The 19,343-nt window shown below is 56.3% G+C and carries 16 protein-coding genes and 1 pseudogene; 5 read left to right on the top strand and 12 right to left on the bottom strand.

Going from position 1 to position 19,343, the window contains the following annotated elements; translation table 11 throughout:
• Window positions 1–2: 2 nt before the first annotated feature.
• The 8 genes and pseudogenes from nuoI to C1N84_RS06325 form a co-directional block, all read right to left on the bottom strand.
• Window positions 3–545, bottom strand: coding sequence for an NADH-quinone oxidoreductase subunit NuoI (gene nuoI / locus C1N84_RS06360; protein ID WP_021509220.1), 543 nt, complete (start codon window positions 543–545; stop codon window positions 3–5).
• A gap of 11 nt (window positions 546–556) precedes the next feature.
• Window positions 557–1,534: an NADH-quinone oxidoreductase subunit NuoH gene (gene nuoH, locus C1N84_RS06355; protein ID WP_021509219.1), complete on the bottom strand. Its 978-nt coding sequence runs from the start codon at window positions 1,532–1,534 to the stop codon at window positions 557–559.
• Window positions 1,531–4,254: an NADH-quinone oxidoreductase subunit NuoG gene (gene nuoG / locus C1N84_RS06350; protein ID WP_058780305.1), complete on the bottom strand. Its 2,724-nt coding sequence runs from the start codon at window positions 4,252–4,254 to the stop codon at window positions 1,531–1,533. The genes nuoH and nuoG overlap by 4 nt, the downstream gene beginning before the upstream one ends.
• Before the next feature lie 100 nt (window positions 4,255–4,354).
• Window positions 4,355–5,695 (bottom strand): NADH-quinone oxidoreductase subunit NuoF, encoded by a 1,341-nt coding sequence (gene nuoF, locus C1N84_RS06345; RefSeq protein WP_031280037.1) that lies wholly within the window; start codon window positions 5,693–5,695, stop codon window positions 4,355–4,357.
• A 2-nt stretch (window positions 5,696–5,697) separates the two neighbouring features.
• Window positions 5,698–6,241 (bottom strand): annotated as a pseudogene (nuoE, locus tag C1N84_RS06340) (NADH-quinone oxidoreductase subunit NuoE).
• Window positions 6,216–8,015 (bottom strand): NADH-quinone oxidoreductase subunit C/D, encoded by a 1,800-nt coding sequence (gene nuoC, locus C1N84_RS06335; RefSeq protein WP_031280036.1) that lies wholly within the window; start codon window positions 8,013–8,015, stop codon window positions 6,216–6,218. The pseudogene nuoE and the gene nuoC overlap by 26 nt, the downstream one beginning before the upstream one ends.
• A 116-nt stretch (window positions 8,016–8,131) precedes the next feature.
• Window positions 8,132–8,809, bottom strand: a complete 678-nt coding sequence (locus tag C1N84_RS06330; RefSeq protein WP_021509214.1) for a NuoB/complex I 20 kDa subunit family protein — start codon at window positions 8,807–8,809, stop codon at window positions 8,132–8,134.
• Window positions 8,810–8,824: 15 nt separating this feature from the next.
• A complete protein-coding gene (locus tag C1N84_RS06325; protein WP_021509213.1) occupies window positions 8,825–9,268 on the bottom strand; it encodes an NADH-quinone oxidoreductase subunit A in 444 nt (147 codons plus the stop codon).
• 477 nt (window positions 9,269–9,745) lie between these two features.
• Here C1N84_RS06325 and C1N84_RS06320 point away from each other — a divergent pair, with 477 nt between their 5' ends.
• On the top strand, window positions 9,746–9,880 hold the full coding sequence (locus C1N84_RS06320; protein ID WP_021509212.1) for a hypothetical protein: 135 nt from the start codon (window positions 9,746–9,748) through the stop codon (window positions 9,878–9,880).
• A gap of 48 nt (window positions 9,881–9,928) precedes the next feature.
• Here the strand turns inward: C1N84_RS06320 and lrhA are convergent, their stop codons facing one another.
• Window positions 9,929–10,852 (bottom strand): transcriptional regulator LrhA, encoded by a 924-nt coding sequence (gene lrhA, locus C1N84_RS06315; protein ID WP_021509211.1) that lies wholly within the window; start codon window positions 10,850–10,852, stop codon window positions 9,929–9,931.
• A 965-nt stretch (window positions 10,853–11,817) separates the two neighbouring features.
• Here lrhA and C1N84_RS06310 point away from each other — a divergent pair.
• Both C1N84_RS06310 and yfbR read left to right on the top strand, forming a co-directional pair.
• Window positions 11,818–13,035, top strand: a complete 1,218-nt coding sequence (locus tag C1N84_RS06310; RefSeq protein ID WP_058769910.1) for a pyridoxal phosphate-dependent aminotransferase — start codon at window positions 11,818–11,820, stop codon at window positions 13,033–13,035.
• Between the two features lie 70 nt (window positions 13,036–13,105).
• The gene (gene yfbR / locus C1N84_RS06305; protein WP_021509207.1) at window positions 13,106–13,705 is read left to right on the top strand and encodes a 5'-deoxynucleotidase; all 600 of its coding nucleotides are present in this window, start codon (window positions 13,106–13,108) and stop codon (window positions 13,703–13,705) included.
• A 25-nt stretch (window positions 13,706–13,730) separates the two neighbouring features.
• On the opposite strand, the gene C1N84_RS06300 is transcribed toward yfbR, so the two are convergent.
• The 3 genes from C1N84_RS06300 to yfbV form a co-directional block, all read right to left on the bottom strand.
• Window positions 13,731–14,390: a sugar phosphatase gene (locus C1N84_RS06300; protein WP_264442558.1), complete on the bottom strand. Its 660-nt coding sequence runs from the start codon at window positions 14,388–14,390 to the stop codon at window positions 13,731–13,733.
• A 14-nt stretch (window positions 14,391–14,404) separates the two neighbouring features.
• Entirely contained in the window at window positions 14,405–14,899 is a 495-nt protein-coding gene (locus tag C1N84_RS06295) for a YfbU family protein (protein ID WP_021509205.1), read from the bottom strand.
• A gap of 150 nt (window positions 14,900–15,049) precedes the next feature.
• Window positions 15,050–15,502 carry a terminus macrodomain insulation protein YfbV gene (gene yfbV, locus C1N84_RS06290; protein WP_021509204.1) on the bottom strand — a complete coding sequence of 151 codons (453 nt, stop codon included), beginning with the start codon at window positions 15,500–15,502 and terminating at the stop codon, window positions 15,050–15,052.
• A gap of 339 nt (window positions 15,503–15,841) precedes the next feature.
• Between yfbV and ackA the strand changes: the two genes are divergently transcribed.
• Together ackA and pta are read left to right on the top strand one after the other, a co-directional pair.
• Window positions 15,842–17,044 (top strand): acetate kinase, encoded by a 1,203-nt coding sequence (gene ackA, locus C1N84_RS06285; RefSeq protein ID WP_021509203.1) that lies wholly within the window; start codon window positions 15,842–15,844, stop codon window positions 17,042–17,044.
• A gap of 69 nt (window positions 17,045–17,113) precedes the next feature.
• Window positions 17,114–19,258, top strand: a complete 2,145-nt coding sequence (pta, locus tag C1N84_RS06280; RefSeq protein ID WP_176428128.1) for a phosphate acetyltransferase — start codon at window positions 17,114–17,116, stop codon at window positions 19,256–19,258.
• Window positions 19,259–19,343: the final 85 nt, after the last annotated feature.

Here is a 19,343-nt window from a genome sequence, read left to right as displayed (position 1 = left end):
CCTTAAGGTAATAAGCCTTTAACGTCGATCGGTTTGGCTTCGTTTTCCGCGTCGCCTTTGTCTTTACCGTCGATCGCCATACCTGCCATGCGGTAGAAGTTGTACTCCGGATATTTACCCGGACCGGAAATCAGCAGGTCTTCCTTCTCATACACCAGATCCTGACGCTTGAACTCACCGAGTTCGAAGTCCGGCGTCAGCTGAATCGCGGTGGTCGGGCACGCTTCTTCACATAAACCACAGAAGATGCAGCGCGAGAAGTTGATGCGGAAAAATTCCGGATACCAGCGGCCATCCTGCATCTCCGCTTTCTGCAGCGAAATACAGCCGACCGGGCAGGCAACGGCGCACAGGTTACAGGCCACGCAGCGCTCTTCGCCGTCCGGATCGCGCGTCAGCACGATACGGCCACGGTAGCGCGGCGGCAGATAAACCGGCTCTTCCGGATACATCTGGGTTTCGCGCTTGGCGAAGGCATGCATGCCAATCATCCAGATACTGCGCACTGTCGTGCCGAAGCCAACGACAATATCTTTTAAAGTCATCTCAAAACCCCTTACTGCGCGTTGTACAGAATCACTGCGGCAGTGGCCAGCAGGTTCAATAACGTCAACGGCAGACATACTTTCCAGCCGAACGACAGCACCTGGTCATAGCGTGGACGCGGCAGCGCAGCACGAATCAGGATAAACATCACCATAAAGAACGCCGTTTTCAGGGCGAACCAAATGAACGGCGGCAGGAACGGACCGTGCCAGCCACCGAAGAACAGGGTGACGATCAGCGCCGATACGGTAGTAATGGCCACGTACTCACCGACAAAGAACAGGCCGAACTTCATCCCGGCATATTCGATGTGGTAACCGTCGGCCAGTTCCTGTTCCGCTTCCGGCTGGTCAAACGGATGACGGTGGCACACCGCGACGCCGGCAATACAGAAGGTCACGAAGCCAAAGAACTGCGGGATGATGTTCCACAGGTGCGTCTGGCTCTCAACGATGGCGTTCAGGTTAAAGGAACCTGCCTGCGCCACCACGCCCATCAGTGACAGGCCAAGGAACACTTCGTAGCTCAGGGTCTGCGCGGAGGCACGCATTGCACCGAGCAGCGAGTATTTGTTGTTACTCGACCAGCCCGCGAACAGTACGGCGTATACCGCCAGACCCGCCATCATCAGGAAGAACAGCAGACCGATGTTCAGGTCGGTGACCATCCAGCTCGGCGAAACCGGCACAATCGCAAACGCCAGCAGCAGCGAAACGAAGGCGATGACCGGTGCCAGGGTAAAGATGAAGCGATCGGTAAACGGCGGAACCCAGTCCTCTTTAAAGAACATTTTGATCATGTCCGCCGCCAGCTGCAGCGAGCCGCCCCAGCCTACACGGTTCGGTCCATAACGGTTCTGCCACAGGCCGAGCAGACGACGCTCGGCAAAGCTCATGAAGGCACCACAGGCCACCACCACCAACAGGATCACAATGGCTTTCACCACCTGCAGGATGATGTCAATAACGTCCGGTGTCAGCCAGCTCATTGCGCTGCCTCCTGCAGTTTGTCAATTTGCGCACCCGCGAGGAACGGCGGTACACCCGGCATGCCGAGCGGCAGACCCACCTGCCCCGCCTGCAGTGCCGCAGAGAAGCGCACCGGCAGACGCAGCGTTTCACCGGCGCAAACCAGTTCCACGGACGCACCGTTGTTAACGCCCAGCTTCTCAGCATCTGCCGGGTTGATCACCAGCGCGGCCGGTGCCATGCGTTTCTGGAAGGTTGGCGAGCGCTGCGTCATCTCTTCACTACCAAACAGCTGATAGTAAGGTGCCACGCGATACTGGCTGCCGCCCACGAAGCGTGCCGGAACCTGGCTGAACCAGTCCAGTGCACTTTCGCTGGCTTCAAACAGACGCACGCCCGGATCGCCATGACGCAGTTTACCGCCCACTTCCGCCTGGAACTTGTTCCACGCCTGCGGTGAGTTCCAGCCTGGTGCCCAGGCAAAAGGAATCTGCGAACGCGGTGCCGACGGCTGGTTGTTACCTTCCATGGAGAAGGCAAACATGGTGTCTTTATCCTGCGGCTGACGCGGTTCGTGCACGCTGATGTTGGCGCGCGCGGCGGTACGGCCACTGGCACGATGCGGTGAACGCGCCAGTTTCTGGCCACGAATACGGAAGCTGGCGTCCGGCGCCGCGTCCTTAATCCCTTTCAGCTGCGGCAGCGCCACAATCGCGGCATCAATCACGTGATCGAGCTGCGTCCAGTCAATCTGGCGGCTCTCGACAGCGCTGTGCAGCGAATGCAGCCAGCGCCAGCTCTCCAGCATCACCACGCTATCGTCGTAGTAGGCCGGATCGTAAACCTGGAAGAAGCGCTGGGCGCGACCTTCATGGTTGATGGAGGTGCCGTCGCTCTCGGCAAAGCTGGCGGTGGAGAGCACCAGACCGGCTTTCTCCAGCGTGGCCGTGCGTTGATGATCAACCACGATCACGTGCGCGGTGTTATGCAGTGCTGCATCGACGGTGGCTTTCGGTGCGTGACGGTAGAGATCGTTCTCCAGCACCACCAGCGCTTCCGCTTCGCCTTTGTCCAGCTGCTCCAGCGCGCTGTCCAGCGACTGGCCGCCCATCAGGCCGAGACCAAAGCTGTTGGCCGCGCCGGCGAGGAAGGTAATACCCACGTCGGCACCGCGCGCTTTCAGCGCTTTAGCCACGTTGGCTGCCGCTTCAATCATTGCCGTGCTGCCTGAGTGGGTGCCGGAAATGATCAGCGGTTTTTTCGCGCCGGCCAGCGCCTGTACCACCACGTCCAGCTTGCCATTCAGGCTGCTGTCAAAGTCGCTAACCGCCGGTGCGCTGTCATCCAGCGCATGCGCGATGGCGAAGCCCAGGCGCGCCTGATCTTCCACCGGTGCGCGATAGCTCCATGCGGCGATATCATCGAGACGGGTTTCATCAACGTTAGTGACAAACAGCGGATGTTTGGCATGCTGACCAATGTTGAGGATGGCGGCGATCTGCCAGTCCGCGACTTTCTGAGCGGCGGCCATTTCGCGTGCTTTACCTTTAACGGCCTGACGCACCGACAGCGCCACGCGGGCACCGACCTGAGTCAGATCTTCACCCAGCACCAGCACGGCGTCATAGCTTTCAATTTCACGCAGCGATGGCGTGTAAATGCCGCCCTGCTGCAGCACTTTCAGCATCAGCTCAACCCGCGCCTGCTCAGCTGCCGGCATACCGGTTGAGAAGTTTTCCGCGCCCACCAGTTCGCGCAGCGCGAAGTTGCTTTCGATACTGGCGCGTGGCGAACCGATACCGATCACCTTCTTCGCCTGACGCAGGATATCCGCGGCGGCATTAACCGCCTGTTCTGCGTTCAGCGTGATACGGTCAGTGCCGCGCAGCTGTTCCGGATGACGCGGACGATCTTTACGGTTCACGTAGCCATAGCCGAAACGGCCACGGTCGCACAGGAAGTAGTGGTTCACCGATCCGTTGTAGCGGTTTTCGATACGACGCAGCTCGCCATAGCGCTCGCCCGGGCTGGTGTTACAACCCACGCTGCACTGCTGGCAGATGCTGGGCGCAAACTGCATATCCCACTTACGGTTATAGCGTTCAGAGTGGGTTTTATCGGTGAACACGCCGGTCGGGCAGATTTCTACCAGGTTACCGGAGAATTCGCTCTCCAGCGTGCCATCTTCCGGACGGCCAAAGTAGACGTTGTCATGCGCGCCGTACACGCCGAGATCTTTGCCATCGGCGTAATCTTTGTAGTAGCGCACGCAGCGGTAACAGGCGATACAGCGGTTCATCTCATGCGAGATAAACGGCCCGAGATCCTGATTCTGATGGGTACGCTTGGTAAAACGGTAGCGACGGAAGCTGTGTCCCGTCATTACCGTCATATCCTGCAGGTGACAGTTACCGCCCTCTTCGCACACCGGACAGTCGTGCGGGTGGTTGGTCATCAGCCACTCCACCACGCTTTCACGAAACTCTTTCGCTTCGCCATCGTCGATGGAGATAAAGGTGCCGTCAGACGCAGGCGTCATGCAGGACATGACGAGACGACCACGGGTATCTTCGGCATTCTGGAATTGCTTCACCGCGCACTGGCGGCAGGCTCCCACGCTTCCCAGCGCCGGATGCCAGCAAAAATAAGGAATATCAAGGCCCAGAGACAGACACGCCTGCAGCAGGTTGTCCGCTCCGTTCACATCATATTCTTTACCGTCTACATGGATTGTAGCCATAGTGAACATGCTTCCGTAAGGCTCGTCCGCAGACGAGCGTTAAACATCTAATTCCTGCCCCGCAGCCTCAGGCCCGGGCTATTCCGTGTACGACGGCGGCTTACCAGCGCGCTTTCAGCAGGTTAGGCTGAATCCCGCCAATGGCGCGGGTATTGCCAAACACCTGCGGCGCAATGCCAGCTTCAAACTCGTCACGGAAATATTTAATCGCGCTCTGCAGTGGCTCAACGGCACCCGGTGCGTGGGCGCAGAACGTCTTGCCCGGACCGAGCTGGCGGCACAGCTGCAGCAGGGTTTCGATATCCCCCGGCTGGCCTTTTTTCTGCTCCAGCGCACGCAGGATCTTCACGCTCCACGGCAGACCGTCACGGCACGGCGTACACCAGCCGCACGACTCGCGCGCAAAGAACTCTTCGAGGTTGCGTACCAGCGACACCATATTGATTTCGTGGTCGACCGCCATCGCCAGCGCGGTACCCAGACGGCTGCCGGCTTTGCCGATGCTGGCAAATTCCATCGGCAGGTCGAGGTGCTGCTCGGTCAGGAAGTCGGTACCGGCTCCGCCCGGCTGCCAGGCTTTGAACTTGAGGCCATCGCGCATACCGCCGGCATAATCCTCAAGGATTTCGCGTGCGGTGGTACCAAACGGCAGCTCCCATACGCCCGGATTTTTCACCCGGCCGGAGAAGCCCATCATCTTGGTGCCGGTGTCTTCACTGCTGGAGATGTTTTTGTACCACTCCACGCCATTCAGGAAGATCGCCGGCACGTTGGACAGCGTCTCAACGTTGTTGACGCAGGTCGGTTTGCCCCAGACGCCAGCACTGGCCGGGAACGGCGGCTTGGAACGAGGGTTAGCGCGGCGCCCTTCCAGCGAGTTGATCAGCGCGGTCTCTTCGCCGCAGATATAGCGGCCCGCACCGGTGTGAACAAACAGTTCGAAATCGAAGCCGGTACCGAGAATGTTTTTACCGAGATAGCCCGCGGCAGTAGCTTCGGCGATGGCACGACGCAGATTTTCCGCGGCTTCGATGTATTCACCGCGCAGGAAGATGTAGCCACGGTAGGCTTTCAGCGCAAACGCACTGATCAGCATGCCTTCCACCAACTGGTGCGGCAACTGCTCCATCAGCAGGCGGTCTTTATAAGTGCCAGGTTCCATCTCATCGGCGTTACACAGCAGGTAACGGATGTTCATGGATTCATCTTTGGGCATCAGGCTCCATTTCAGGCCGGTGCTGAAGCCCGCACCGCCGCGCCCTTTCAGGCCGGAATCCTTCACTGCAGCGACGATCTCGTCCTGGCTCATGCCCTTCAGCGCTTTATCGGCGCCAACGTAGCCGTTTTTACTGCGGTATTCATCGAACCATACTGGCTGTTTGTCGTCACGCAGACGCCAGGTCAGCGGATGGGTTTCCGCAGTACGAATGATCTGTTTAATGGTCATTGATACTGCTCCAGCAGGTTGGCGATGCCTTCCGGCGTCAGGTGAACGTGGGTATCTTCATCCACCATCATGGTCGGGCCTTTGTCACAGTTGCCGAGGCAGCAGGTTGGCAGCAGCGTAAAGCGGCCATCCGGCGTGGTTTGTCCTGGCTTAATGTTCAGGTTTTGCTCCAGCGCCGCCTGAATGCCCTGGTAACCGGTGATGTGGCACACCACGCTGTCGCAGTAGCGAATCACGTGGCGGCCAACCGGCGTACGGTAGATCTGGCTGTAAAACGTCGCCACACCTTCTACGTCGCTGGCCGGAATGCCCAGTACCTCAGCAATCGCGTTGATGGCACCGTCCGGCACCCAGCCGCGCTGCTTCTGCACGATCTTCAGCGCTTCAATCGACGCCGCGCGCGCATCTTCATAGTGATGTTTTTCATGCTCAATAGCGTGGTGCTCGGCCTCGCTCAGCACAAAGACCTCAGTCGGGTCGATGGTTTGAATGGCAATTTTTTGATCGTGCATAATTAGCGGTCCACGTCTGACATAACAAAATCGATACTACCGAGGTACACGATCAGGTCGGATACCAGGCTGCCGCGGATCACCGAAGGGATCTGCTGCAGATGCGGGAAGCTCGGCGTACGCACGCGGGTGCGGTAGCTCATGGTGCTGCCATCGCTGGTCAGGTAGTAGCTGTTGATCCCTTTCGTCGCTTCAATCATCTGGAACGATTCGTTGGCCGGCATTACCGGGCCCCACGAAACCTGCAGGAAGTGCGTAATCAGGGTTTCAATGTGCTGCAGCGTGCGCTCTTTCGGTGGCGGCGTGGTCAGCGGATGATCGGCTTTAAACGGCCCTTCCGGCATGTTTTTCAGGCACTGCTCAAGGATACGCAGCGACTGCCACATCTCTTCCATCTTCAACTGCACACGGGTGTAAGCGTCGCTGATACCGGCGCCGACCGGCACCTCGAAGTCGAAGTTTTCATAGCCGGAATAGGGACGCCATTTACGCACGTCGAAGTCCAGACCGGTGGCGCGCAGACCGGCACCGGTGGTGCCCCACGCCAGCGCTTCGTCCATGTTATAGGCGGCCACGCCCTGCGAACGGCCCATCAGCACGGTGTTGCGCAGCGCAGCTTTGTCGTACTCTTTCAGACGCTTCGGCATCCAGTCTAGGAACTCGCGCAGCAGACGCTCCCAGCCTTTCGGCAGATCGTGCGCCACACCGCCGATGCGGAACCACGCCGGGTGCATACGGAAACCGGTGATCGCTTCCACTACGTCATAGATTTTCTGACGGTCGGTAAAGGCAAAGAACACCGGTGTCATGGCACCGACGTCCTGAATAAAGGTGGAGATGTACAGCAGGTGGCTGTTGATACGGAACAGCTCTGACAGCATCACGCGAATCACATTCACGCGATCCGGCACGGTGATGCCCGCCAGCTTTTCCACCGCCAGTACGTACGGCATTTCGTTTACGCAACCACCGAGGTACTCGATACGGTCGGTATACGGAATATAGCTGTGCCACGACTGACGCTCGCCCATCTTCTCCGCGCCGCGATGGTGGTAACCCACGTCCGGAACGCAGTCGACGATCTCTTCGCCATCCAGCTGCAGAATGATGCGGAACGCACCGTGCGCTGAAGGGTGGTTCGGACCGAGGTTGAGGAACATGAAGTCCTCATTGGTGGTGCCACGCTTCATGCCCCAGTCTTCCGGCTTGAAGGTTAGTGACTCCATCTCCAGATCTTCTTTCTGCTTAGTCAGCGTGAAAGGATCGAACTCGGTGGCGCGCGCCGGGTAGTCTTTACGCAGCGGGTGCCCTTCCCAGGTCTGCGGCATCATGATGCGCGTCAGGTGCGGGTGGCCGTTGAAGGTGATACCAAACATCTCCCAGGTTTCGCGCTCGTACCAGTTGGCGTTGGCGAAAATTTTGGTGATGGTGGGCACATTCAGATCGTTTTCAGACAGCGCCACCTTGAGCATGATGTCGCGGTTGCGTTCAATCGACAGCAGGTGATAGAAAACGGAAAAATCCGCGGCGGGCAGACCGGCGCGGTGGGTACGTAAACGCTCATCGAAACCGTGCAGGTCATAGAGCATGACGTACGGCTTCGGCAGCTTACGCAGGAATTCAATAATTTCCAGTAGCTGTTCACGCTTCACCCAGACGACCGGAATGCCGGTGCGGGTGGCCTGAACGGTAAAGGCATCCGGCCCAAAACGGTTACGCAGCTCGCCGATCACCGGATCATCCAGGTGATCCCGGGTTTGCCATGCAGGCTGAGCGAGATCTTGCGTGGTTAAATCTGTCATACGTTACTCACCATTCCGGCCTGTAATCAGGCACTCAAAAGAAGGCGTCAGGATGGCGGCACACACTACGTTGTCATTATCTGCTGCGGCCGTGGCTCCATCCGTGTACGGGGTGCTTAAACTTCGTCTGGGGTTCTCAGGTTGGTGACGGCAATACGCTCACCGCGCTTTCTTTCACGCTCAGACTGCATATTGGCGCGATACACGCCCTGATCGCCAACCACCCACGAGAGTGGACGACGTTCTTTGCCGATGGACTCACGCAGCAGCAGCAGCGCCTGCATGTAAGCTTCCGGACGTGGCGGACAACCCGGGATATACACATCAACCGGCAGGAATTTATCCACACCCTGCACCACCGAATAGATGTCATACATGCCGCCGGAATTGGCGCAGGCCCCCATCGAAATCACCCATTTTGGTTCCAGCATCTGATCATACAAACGCTGAATCACCGGCGCCATTTTGGTAAACGGCGTACCGGCGATCACCATAAAGTCAGCCTGACGTGGCGAGGCGCGCATTACTTCCGCACCGAAACGCGCCACATCATGTACTGCGGTGAATGACGTGGTCATTTCCACGTAGCAACAGGAAAGGCCGAAGTTATACGGCCAGAGAGAGTTTTTACGACCCCAGTTCACCATGTCATGCAGGGCGTGCTCGAGCTTGCCCATATAGACGCTGCGATGAACGTGCTGCTCCAGAGGATCGGTAACAATCTCCTGTTTCTGCAGGGGATAACGGTCGTTATCGCCCCCGTTCGGGTCTACGCGTGTCAGCGTGTAGTCCATCTTATTGCCTCGCTTTTACTGCTTATGAGGGTTGGTGTGACTGTGGCTGACCGGGCTCGATTTGACGACTACGCGACGACGCGCAGGCGCCCAATCCAGCGCACCGATGCGCACCAGATAAACCAGGCCTGCCAGGAGCACCAAAATGAAAATTGCGGCTTCGACAAAGCCGACCCAGCCGCTTTCGCGAATGGAGGTCGACCATGCGTATAGATAGAGGGCTTCGACGTCGAAAATGACGAAAAACATCGCAACCAGATAGAATTTTGCCGAGAGGCGGATATGGGTATCACCGACGGATTCGATACCGGATTCAAACGGCGTGTCTTTATGGCGCGCGCGTGCACGTCCACCTAACAACCAGCCACCGGTTAACATAAAGGCACACAGGCCAAACGCGATAACAATGAAAACAATAAACGCCCAGTGATGAGCGATGACTTCTGTGGTTGTTGACATACTCTTTGCTTACTCATCAAAAGTGGCGATGGCATCCTGCACTGTCGCAGCAAACACACCACATCGATTCAAGGGAAGGATAAAAAACCTTATAAACTTTGCTGTCTTTATCAATTAAGCAGCAATTTTATGGGGTTTTTTACTCCTTTCTATAACCTTTTGTCAACTTTGACAAAAGTATCCAAACATTAATTTACACCCGCATCATATTATTAACATATGCACCCCTGAGCGCCAGCTAAATCGCTTCAGTTTGTACGGTTAATTTCAGTGTAGCGGGTATTCACATGCATGGATCGTGCGTTTAACAATCATAGTTTGACAGGTCTTGCGCGGATTTCCCCCCCCTTATCGGGGGTATTTTTTTGATCCAGAACACATATTGACGTTTTTTGCTGGAAAAACCGGCAGGCGGTCTGACGAAAGACGGAGATAAAGTTGGCACGAAATGATAAATAAATTCCGCGCAGGATGAAAATGAAACACATTTCACTTTTCAGGAAGTTAGTGAAATTATCAGGTGCTAATCGTGCTAAAAAAGCGGAAATAACCGCCATAAAAAAAGCCTTAGCTGATTTTCATCAGGCTAAGGCTCTTTTCTCTAACTTTTAACAATTATCTGGCATGCCGGTTGTGACGGATTACCAGTAACGGTCAACCTTACTCTTCATCATCCAGCAGCAGCGTACCGTCCGGATTCGCGCTCAGATTGTAAGGATCGTTAGTGGACTGCATCGCGTTGAAGATGGCCAGTGCCAGCTCATTATCGCTGTCCGGATTACGGCACAGCAGATATTGCGTATCCGGCAGCACCGGCAGGCCTTCTGCCGCCCCCATCACGCGCAGCTCCGGGCTCATCATTTCAACCGGACGCGCGGTGACACCCAGCCCCGCTTTTACCGCCGCACGTACCGCCGCCAGCGTGGAAGCCACGTAGGAGATACGCCACGGGATACCCGCTTCGTTGAGATGATCGATCGCCATGTCACGGTACGGGCTTGGCTCATCCAGCAGCACCAGCGGAATGGCTTCACCACGCTGGAAAATATAGTCTGCCGCGCAGTACCACAGTGTTGGTGAGGTGCGCAGCACCTGGTAGGTGAAGTTACCCGGACTGGAGGTGGTCACCACCAGATCCACTTCGCCCTGGTTCAGCATCTCCATCATAAACGGATTACGCTTCACGCGGACGTCGATTGCCAGTTTCGGATACACTGACGTTACGCGGTTAAGCAGAAACGGCAGAATGGTATCAGAGGTATCGTCAGACGCGCCAATCGTCAGCACGCCCTGGATATTGCTGTACATTAAAGAAGTGCAGGCTTCATCGTTGAAACGCAGGATCTTCCTGGCGTAGCCAAGCAGCTGAATGCCATGCTCAGTCAGCAATTTGTTACGTCCATGTCTGGCAAACAGCTCTTTACCTACCAATTGTTCCAGACGTTGCATCTGCTGGCTTACGGCTGATTGCGTTCTGCATACTGCTGCAGCAGCGGCTGCAAAGGTATTCAGGTCAGCAACGGCGACAAAAGTACGCAGCAGATCGAGGTCGAGATTCAGTATCGGACGATTTGCATTAGTCATGTTATTTCTTCACTTATAAGATTTTTTGAAACTACTACCCTGGTGTATTACCATACTTATCAATGAGATAAGTGGTAATGGTGCTTAATGATCGCCCTGTGTGAAGGCGCTCATGAAAAAATCGAGTCAGGCGGATGCCGACGAACACATCACCGCAAAACGGGCAATGGCGTCGTAAAAGTCAGAACAACTTCCTGGGCCAGGGACGTCAGTAGAACGTTGCTGGAAGCTGTGTAGTTGCCTGGTTTCCCGCCAAACTGTCCTGCGGGGCAAAAAGGAATAACATCTTGTTATGCTGATGCGAAGCGATAAAGTGCATCAAATAATAAATTATACTTAATCATTTTTACGCTATAAATGGAAATGTTTTTGTTCAAAACATCGTAATTTTTGACCAAAAGCCATTTCCGGCACATCCTGCCACAACGCTGCTGATTTTTTAACCCGCCTGGTTCTTAAACTGAATGATAAGCGTTAAAGTGACAGCGTAAATGCTATTTAAGCCGCTGCCACGCGGTTTTATCCCCGGCTGACGGGGCCTGGTTTCAACCGCCTGGCAAAGCAAATAACCGTCGTCATCGCCTCATGCCAGATAGTGCTTAATCATTGCTGCACATTTTTTCGGCATCTAACAAGATTCCTTTAACTATTTCATCAAGTCGCTAACCATTCCTCAGACCGCAGTTAAATGAAAAATTGCTGAATGGCGCGGCGCGCGGCTGGATATCCCGGTTTACAGGCGACCCGATCAGCGTAAGCATTTAATGTTGATTCCTGCCATTTTAATAGATAATTAAACCAGTTTTAATAGTTAAAAATGCGTTTCGCGCCACTGAATCCGGCAAAGCCTGGCTATCGCGCCAAAACCCAGCGCTGCCCTTCTTTTGTTACGGTGAGAGGAGTAAATTGAGCAGGTTTGATTTTAGTGGCAGGTTAAAAGGACTCTGCCCATTAAGGCGGTAACGATGAATTTTCAAATTGATAAATCCGGCAAGCTGGAAAATGTCTGTTACGACATTCGTGGCCCGGTACTGAAAGAAGCTAAACGTCTCGAAGAAGAAGGCAACAAAGTTCTCAAACTCAACATCGGCAACCCTGCCCCGTTTGGTTTTGAAGCCCCTGATGAAATCCTGGTAGACGTGATTCGTAACCTGCCGGGCGCGCAAGGCTATTGCGACTCGAAAGGCCTCTATTCAGCACGTAAAGCCATCATGCAGCACTACCAGGCGCGCGACATGCGCGACGTTACGGTAGAAGATATCTATATTGGCAACGGTGTGTCTGAACTGATCGTACAGGCGATGCAGGCGCTGCTGAACAGCGGCGATGAGATGCTGGTGCCCGCGCCAGATTATCCGCTGTGGACGGCGGCGGTTTCGCTGTCGAGCGGCAAAGCGGTGCACTATCTGTGCGACGAATCCGCGGGCTGGTTCCCGGATCTGGATGATATCCGCAGCAAAATCACACCGCGTACCCGCGGGATCGTGATCATCAACCCCAACAACCCGACCGGTGCGGTGTACAGCAAAGAGCTGCTGCTGGAGATCGTGGAGATCGCCCGCCAGCATAACCTGATCATCTTCGCCGACGAGATCTACGACAAGATTCTGTATGACGAAGCCCAGCATCATTCGATTGCCGCGCTGGCACCGGATCTGCTAACCGTGACCTTCAACGGGCTGTCCAAAACCTACCGCGTGGCCGGTTTCCGCCAGGGCTGGATGGTTCTGAACGGACCGAAGAAGCACGCCAAAGGCTATATCGAAGGTCTGGAGATGCTGGCCTCGATGCGTCTGTGCGCTAACGTGCCAGCGCAGCATGCCATTCAGACTGCGCTGGGCGGCTATCAAAGCATCAGCGAGTTTATCGCGCCGGGTGGACGGCTGTTCGAGCAGCGCCAGCGCGCCTGGGAACTGATCAACGATATTCCCGGCGTCAGCTGCGTGAAGCCGCAGGGCGCGCTGTATATGTTCCCGCGCATCGATGCGAAGAAGTTCAACATCATGGACGACCAGAAAATGGTGCTGGATTTCCTGCTGCAGGAAAAAGTGCTGCTGGTGCAGGGCACCGCCTTTAACTGGCCGTGGCCGGATCACGTGCGCATCGTTACCCTGCCGCGCGTGGACGACCTCGAGATGGCGATCAACAAGTTTGGTCGCTTCCTGCAAGGCTATCGCCAGTAATCTGTGACGCGTATACTGTTTGACTTTCGGGGAGCCGCACAAGCTCCCCGCCGTGCAACAGGAACCGTCCATGACCCGTAGCCACTTTTTCGCCCACCTCTCCCGCCTGAAACTCATCAACCGCTGGCCGCTGATGCGCAATGTGCGCACGGAAAATGTCTCCGAGCACAGTCTGCAGGTCGCCATGGTGGCGCACGCGCTGGCCATCATTAAAAACAAAAAATTTAACGGCAATCTGAATGCCGATCGCATCGCCATGCTGGCGCTGTATCACGATGCCAGCGAAGTGCTGACCGGCGATCTGCCCACGCCGGTGAAGTACTACAACGCGCAGATTGCCCATGAATACAAGAAGATCGAAAAGATTGCGCAGCACAAGCTGATTGAGATGCTGCCGCCTGAATTGCAGGACGCGTATCGTCCGCTGCTGGATGAGCACCTGCATAGCGAGAGCGAGCAGGCGGTGGTGAAACAGGCTGATGCGCTGTGCGCCTACCTCAAGTGCCTTGAAGAACTGTCGGCCGGCAACAACGAGTTTCTGCTGGCCAAAGCCCGTCTGGAGAAGACGCTGGCGCAGCGGCGATCGCCGGAGATGGATTACTTTGTTGAAGTCTTCATCCCCAGCTTCAGCCTGTCGCTGGATGAAATTTCCCAGGATACGCCGCTGTAACCTGCGCCGCTCAGCGTAGACTGTTTCAGGCGCGGAGCGTCACGCTGAAATAACCGTCCGGCTGTTTACTGATGCGCAGCGGCTGCAGATTTTCCACCTGCAGCGCCACTTCGCTCAGGCGCGGAGTATCGGCCGGCGGATTGACCGCCACCACCGCGCTGCCCGCTTCCAGCCCGGCGATAATGCCCGCCGGGGCATCTTCTACCACCACGCATTCTGGCGCAGAAAGCCCGAGCCGCTCAGCACCCAGTAAATAAGGTTCAGGATTAGGCTTGCCGAATTTAATGTTCTCGGCGGTAATAAACACTTCCGGCAGCGGTAAGCCGGCCGCTTTATGACGGGCGTGCGCCACCGGGATCGATCCCGAGGTCACAATCGCCCAGGGAATGTCGAGTGCGTTCAGGGTGGCCAGCAACGCGTGTGCACCGGCAATCGCCTGCACGCCTGCTGTGTCTTCTGCTTCCAGCTGCTCCAGCCAGCGAAATTCGGCCTGGATCGCTGCTTCAGACTGGCCCGCCATAAAGTGGCGCAGCGAGTTGATCGCCGGTTTGCCGTGAATGTAGTCCAGCACCTGCTGCGCGGCCAGGCCGTGGCGCGCGCCCCAGCGTGACCAGGCGCGATTCACGGCAGGCAGTGAATCCACCAGCGTCCCGTCTAAATCAAACAGAAAACCCCTGTACTTCACACGTTGCTCCTTATTCAGGCATTGAGGATTTGCGCGATCTCATTCTCGCTGAGGTGATACTGACGCGGACAAGTGTGCCACACCGCCAGCATGCGTTGGTATTTTTCCCACATCGGGGTTTGCGCATTGAAGCCGTGGGTGCCGGAATCGAAATGGGTATAGCGCCCTTCCACATTAACCATAAAGCGCACATAGCCGAGGTAACGCGCTTCGGTGGCCGCGTCGAAGCCGAGAAACGCCAGGCGACGCTCTTCAATGTTGCACGGCGCTTTGTGATTGGACCAGGAAACATGCAGCGCATGATGCATTTCCATAATGTCGATCAGCGTACGGCAGGTCGCCTCGCTCAGTTCGCCGAACTCTTTGTCCAGTTCGCGCAATTGCAGTCCGTAGCCGCGTTCAATGATGGTCTGATAGCGGCGATAGCGCTCGGCGTTATCCGGCTCAAGCATCGCCATCATCTGGTATTGATTAGAAAGAATCAGTCGCTGTGCATGGGTCATTTCCATGGTTTACTCCCGGGCCGCAGGGCCGCTTAAGATTTAAACAATGCAGAAATGATTACACAACGAAAGCGATGCGTGTATGTCCGCATCACTATTCTTTGATTTGAACCGGGATTGGGCGCAAATTCTCTGGCAGAGAAAAGCGCCATTTGATCAAAGATCGTCGAGGAAAGTACGGTCGAGCTGCTTAAAAGCACGCTTGAGCACATCCGCCAGCGCCTGGTAAGTCGGCTTGCCGTCGACGGGGGCAATGGCCTGTCCGGCCTCTTCCAGTTTGGCGCGCACTTCGTGGAACCAGTGCAGCAGCGTTGGCGGCAGCGGCGTGACGGAACGTTTACCCAGCCACCATAATCCCTGCATCGGCAGGCTACAGGCAAACAGCGCGGTGGCAATCGCCGGGCCGAGTTGCCCGCCGAGCGCGATTTGCCACGTCAGCGTAAAAATGGCCAGCGGTGGCATAAAGCGAATCGCAAAGCGGGTTGCCGTCACCACACGGTTCTCAGGAAACACCGGCGCCAGACGTTTGTCGGCGGGCCAGGTTTTCATGTAGTGCTGGCCGCGCTGAAATAAGCCGAACCAGCCTGGATTGCCTGCGTCATTCGCCATGGTAGACCTCAACTATTACTGCAACATTTAAAAAAATTTTATAACTACACAACTTTACGTGACATCCTTCAAAAGATTTTGTCTTTGCGGGTCACAGTGGGTATTCTGACGCCGTTTTTGCAACATTACCGGAAGCCGCAGCTCAATAAAAGAGCGCGCTGGAGCCATGTTTCGCTTCGTGGATTTCAAAAATCTGCGTAAAATTACCGAAATTTTTTGCGTGTCGTTTCTTTTTTGACTAGCGCATGATGTTAATCATTAATCTACCAGCTTTCATAGGCTACGCTGTTAGTCTGATTGCGTTATTTTTAGCCACTATTTAACAAAATAGGTACTTCCATGTCGACGAAGTTAGTACTGGTCCTCAACTGCGGCAGCTCCTCTCTTAAGTTTGCCATTCTCAATCCAGCCAGCGGTGACGAATACCTTTCCGGTCTGGCGGAGTGTTTCCACCTGCCGGAAGCGCGCATCAAGTGGAAACTGGACGGCAGCAAACAGGAAGCCCCGCTCGGCGCGGGCGCAGCGCACAGCGAAGCGCTGAACTTCATCGTTAAAACTATTCTGGCACAAAAACCAGAGCTTTCGGCACAAATCGCTGCAATCGGCCATCGTATCGTTCACGGCGGCGAGCAGCTGACGCAATCGGTGGTGATTGACGAGTCCGTCATTCAGGGCATCAAAGACGCGTCGTCCTTCGCGCCACTGCACAATCCGGCGCACCTGATCGGCATCGACGAAGCCATGAAAAACTTCCCGCACCTGTCGGATAAAAATGTCGCCGTTTTCGACACCGCCTTCCATCAGACTATGCCGGAAGAGTCCTATCTCTATGCCCTGCCGTACAACCTGTATAAAGAGCACGGCGTACGTCGTTACGGCGCGCATGGCACCAGTCACTACTATGTGACGCAGGAAGCCGCCAAAATGCTGAACAAGCCGGTCAGCGAGCTGAACATCATCACCTGCCATCTCGGCAACGGCGGTTCTGTGGCGGCCATCCGTAACGGCCAGTGCGTAGATACCTCAATGGGTCTGACGCCGCTGGAAGGTCTGGTGATGGGCACCCGCAGCGGTGACATCGATCCGGCTATCGTCTTCTTCCTGCACGATACGCTGGGCATGAGCGTCGATGCGATCAACAAACTGCTGACCAAAGAGTCCGGCCTGCTGGGCCTGACCGAAGTCACCAGCGACTGCCGTTACGTGGAAGATAACTACGCCACCAAAGACGATGCCAAACGTGCGATGGATGTGTTCTGTCACCGCCTGGCGAAGTACATCGGCAGCTACACCGCGCTGATGGAAGGCCGTCTGGATGCGGTAGTGTTTACCGGCGGTATCGGTGAAAACGCGGCGATGGTGCGTGAGCTGGCGCTGGACAAACTGGGTCTGCTTGGCTTCGAGGTTGACCACGAGCGCAACCTGGCTGCACGCTTCGGCAAATCCGGCTTCATCAATAAAGAAGGTACCCGCCCGGCGGTGGTGATTCCAACCAATGAAGAGTGGGTCATCGCCCAGGACGCCGCGCGCCTCACCGCGTAATGTTTCTCTCCGTCAGCTTCGGCTGACGGTGTTGTTTTTGACACCCTGTAACACCGCGAGGTTTCTATAGTGTCACGTACAATTATGCTTATTCCTACCGGCACCAGCGTCGGCCTGACCAGCGTCAGCCTTGGCGTGATTCGTGCCATGGAGCGCAAAGGCGTGCGCCTGAGCGTGTTCAAACCGATCGCCCAGCCGCGCGCTGGCGGCGATGCGCCAGACCAGACCACCACCATCATTCGCAAAAACTCCGCTATTCCGGCCGCGGTTCCGCTGCCAATGTCTCGCGTTGAGTCGCTGCTGGGTTCTAACCAGCAGGATGTGCTGATGGAAGAGATCATCGCCAACTACCACGCCAACGCCAAAGATGCGGAAGTGGTGCTGGTGGAAGGCCTGGTTCCGACGCGCAAACATCAGTTTGCCTCGGCGCTGAACTATGAAATTGCCAAAACGCTGAACGCGGAAATCGTCTTCGTCATGTCGCTGGGTAACGACTCACCGGCACAGCTGAAAGAGCGCATCGAACTGACGCAGAGCAGCTTCGGCGGCAGCAAAAACAAAAACATCACTGGCGTCATCATCAACAAACTCAACGCGCCGGTGGATGAGCAGGGCCGCACCCGTCCGGATTTGTCAGAAATTTTCGACGACTCCTCGAAAGCCAGCATCGCCAACATCGATCCTAAGCAACTGTTCGCCAACAGCCCGCTGCCGGTGCTGGGCTGCGTGCCGTGGAGCTTTGATCTGATCGCGACGCGCGCCATTGATATGTGCCGCCATCTCAACGCGGAGATCATCAACGAAGGTGAAATCCACACGCGTCGCGTCAAATCCGTCACCTTCTGCGCGCGCAGCATCCCGCATATGCTGGAGCACTTTCGTCCGGGCTCGCTGCTTGTGACCTCAGCCGACCGTCCTGACGTGCTGGTGGCGGCCTGTCTGGCGGCGATGAACGGCATCGAAATTGGTGCAGTGCTGCTGACCGGCGGCTATCAGATTGAAGCGCCGATCGCCCGTCTGTGCGAACGCGCCTTCCAGACCGGCCTGCCGGTGTTCATGGTAAAAACCAACACCTGGCAAACCTCGCTCAGCCTGCAGAGCTTCAATCTGGAAGTGCCGGCTGACGACACGCAGCGCATTGAAAAAGTGCAGGAGTACGTGGCCGGCTTTATCAATGCTGACTGGGTTGAATCACTGACCGCCACATCCGAACGCAGCCGTCGTCTGTCACCGCCGGCATTCCGTTATCAGCTCACCGAGCTGGCGCGTAAAGCCGGCAAGCGCATCGTCCTGCCGGAAGGCGACGAACCGCGCACCGTTAAAGCGGCGGCGATTTGTGCCGAGCGCGGCATCGCCACCTGTGTGCTGCTGGGCAATCCGGATGAGATTCAGCGCGTGGCCGCAGCGCAGGGCGTTGAGCTCGGCAAAGGCATTGAAATTGTCGATCCGCAGGTGGTGCGTGACAACTACGTGCCGCGCCTGGTTGAGCTGCGTAAGAGCAAAGGCATGACCGAAGTGGTCGCGCAGGAGCAGCTGGAAGATAACGTGGTGCTGGGCACCATGATGCTGGAAAGCGGCGAAGTTGACGGTCTGGTCTCGGGCGCGGTTCACACCACCGCCAACACCATTCGTCCGCCGTTGCAGCTGATCAAAACCGCGCCGAACAGCTCGCTGGTCTCCTCAGTGTTCTTCATGCTGCTGCCAGAACAGGTGCTGGTGTACGGTGACTGCGCCATCAACCCGGATCCTAATCCGGAACAGCTGGCCGAGATCGCGATTCAGTCTGCCGACTCCGCCAAAGCCTTCGGCATCGATCCACGCGTAGCGATGATCTCCTACTCTACCGGTAACTCCGGTGCCGGTAGTGACGTAGAGAAAGTGCGTGAAGCAACGCGCATTGCGCAGGAAAAACGCCCGGATCTGGTGATCGATGGCCCGCTGCAGTACGACGCCGCGATCATGGAAGACGTCGCCAAGTCTAAAGCGCCGAACTCAGCGGTGGCCGGACGTGCGACGGTATTTATCTTCCCGGATCTCAACACCGGTAACACCACTTACAAAGCGGTGCAGCGTTCTGCCGACCTGATCTCCATCGGGCCGATGCTGCAGGGCATGCGCAAACCGGTTAACGACCTGTCACGCGGTGCGCTGGTCGATGATATCGTCTACACCATTGCGCTGACGGCGATTCAGTCGCAGCAGGCTGAAGGCTAATCCCCTTCCCCGCTCCGCATCAGCACGCCCGCCCGGGCGTGCTTTTTTTTATCCTGCGCCACAACCCTGCCCGTATAAACGCACT

The organism is Pantoea sp. SGAir0418, assembly GCF_043529865.1.
This window is presented reverse-complemented; position numbering and strand designations above follow the sequence as displayed.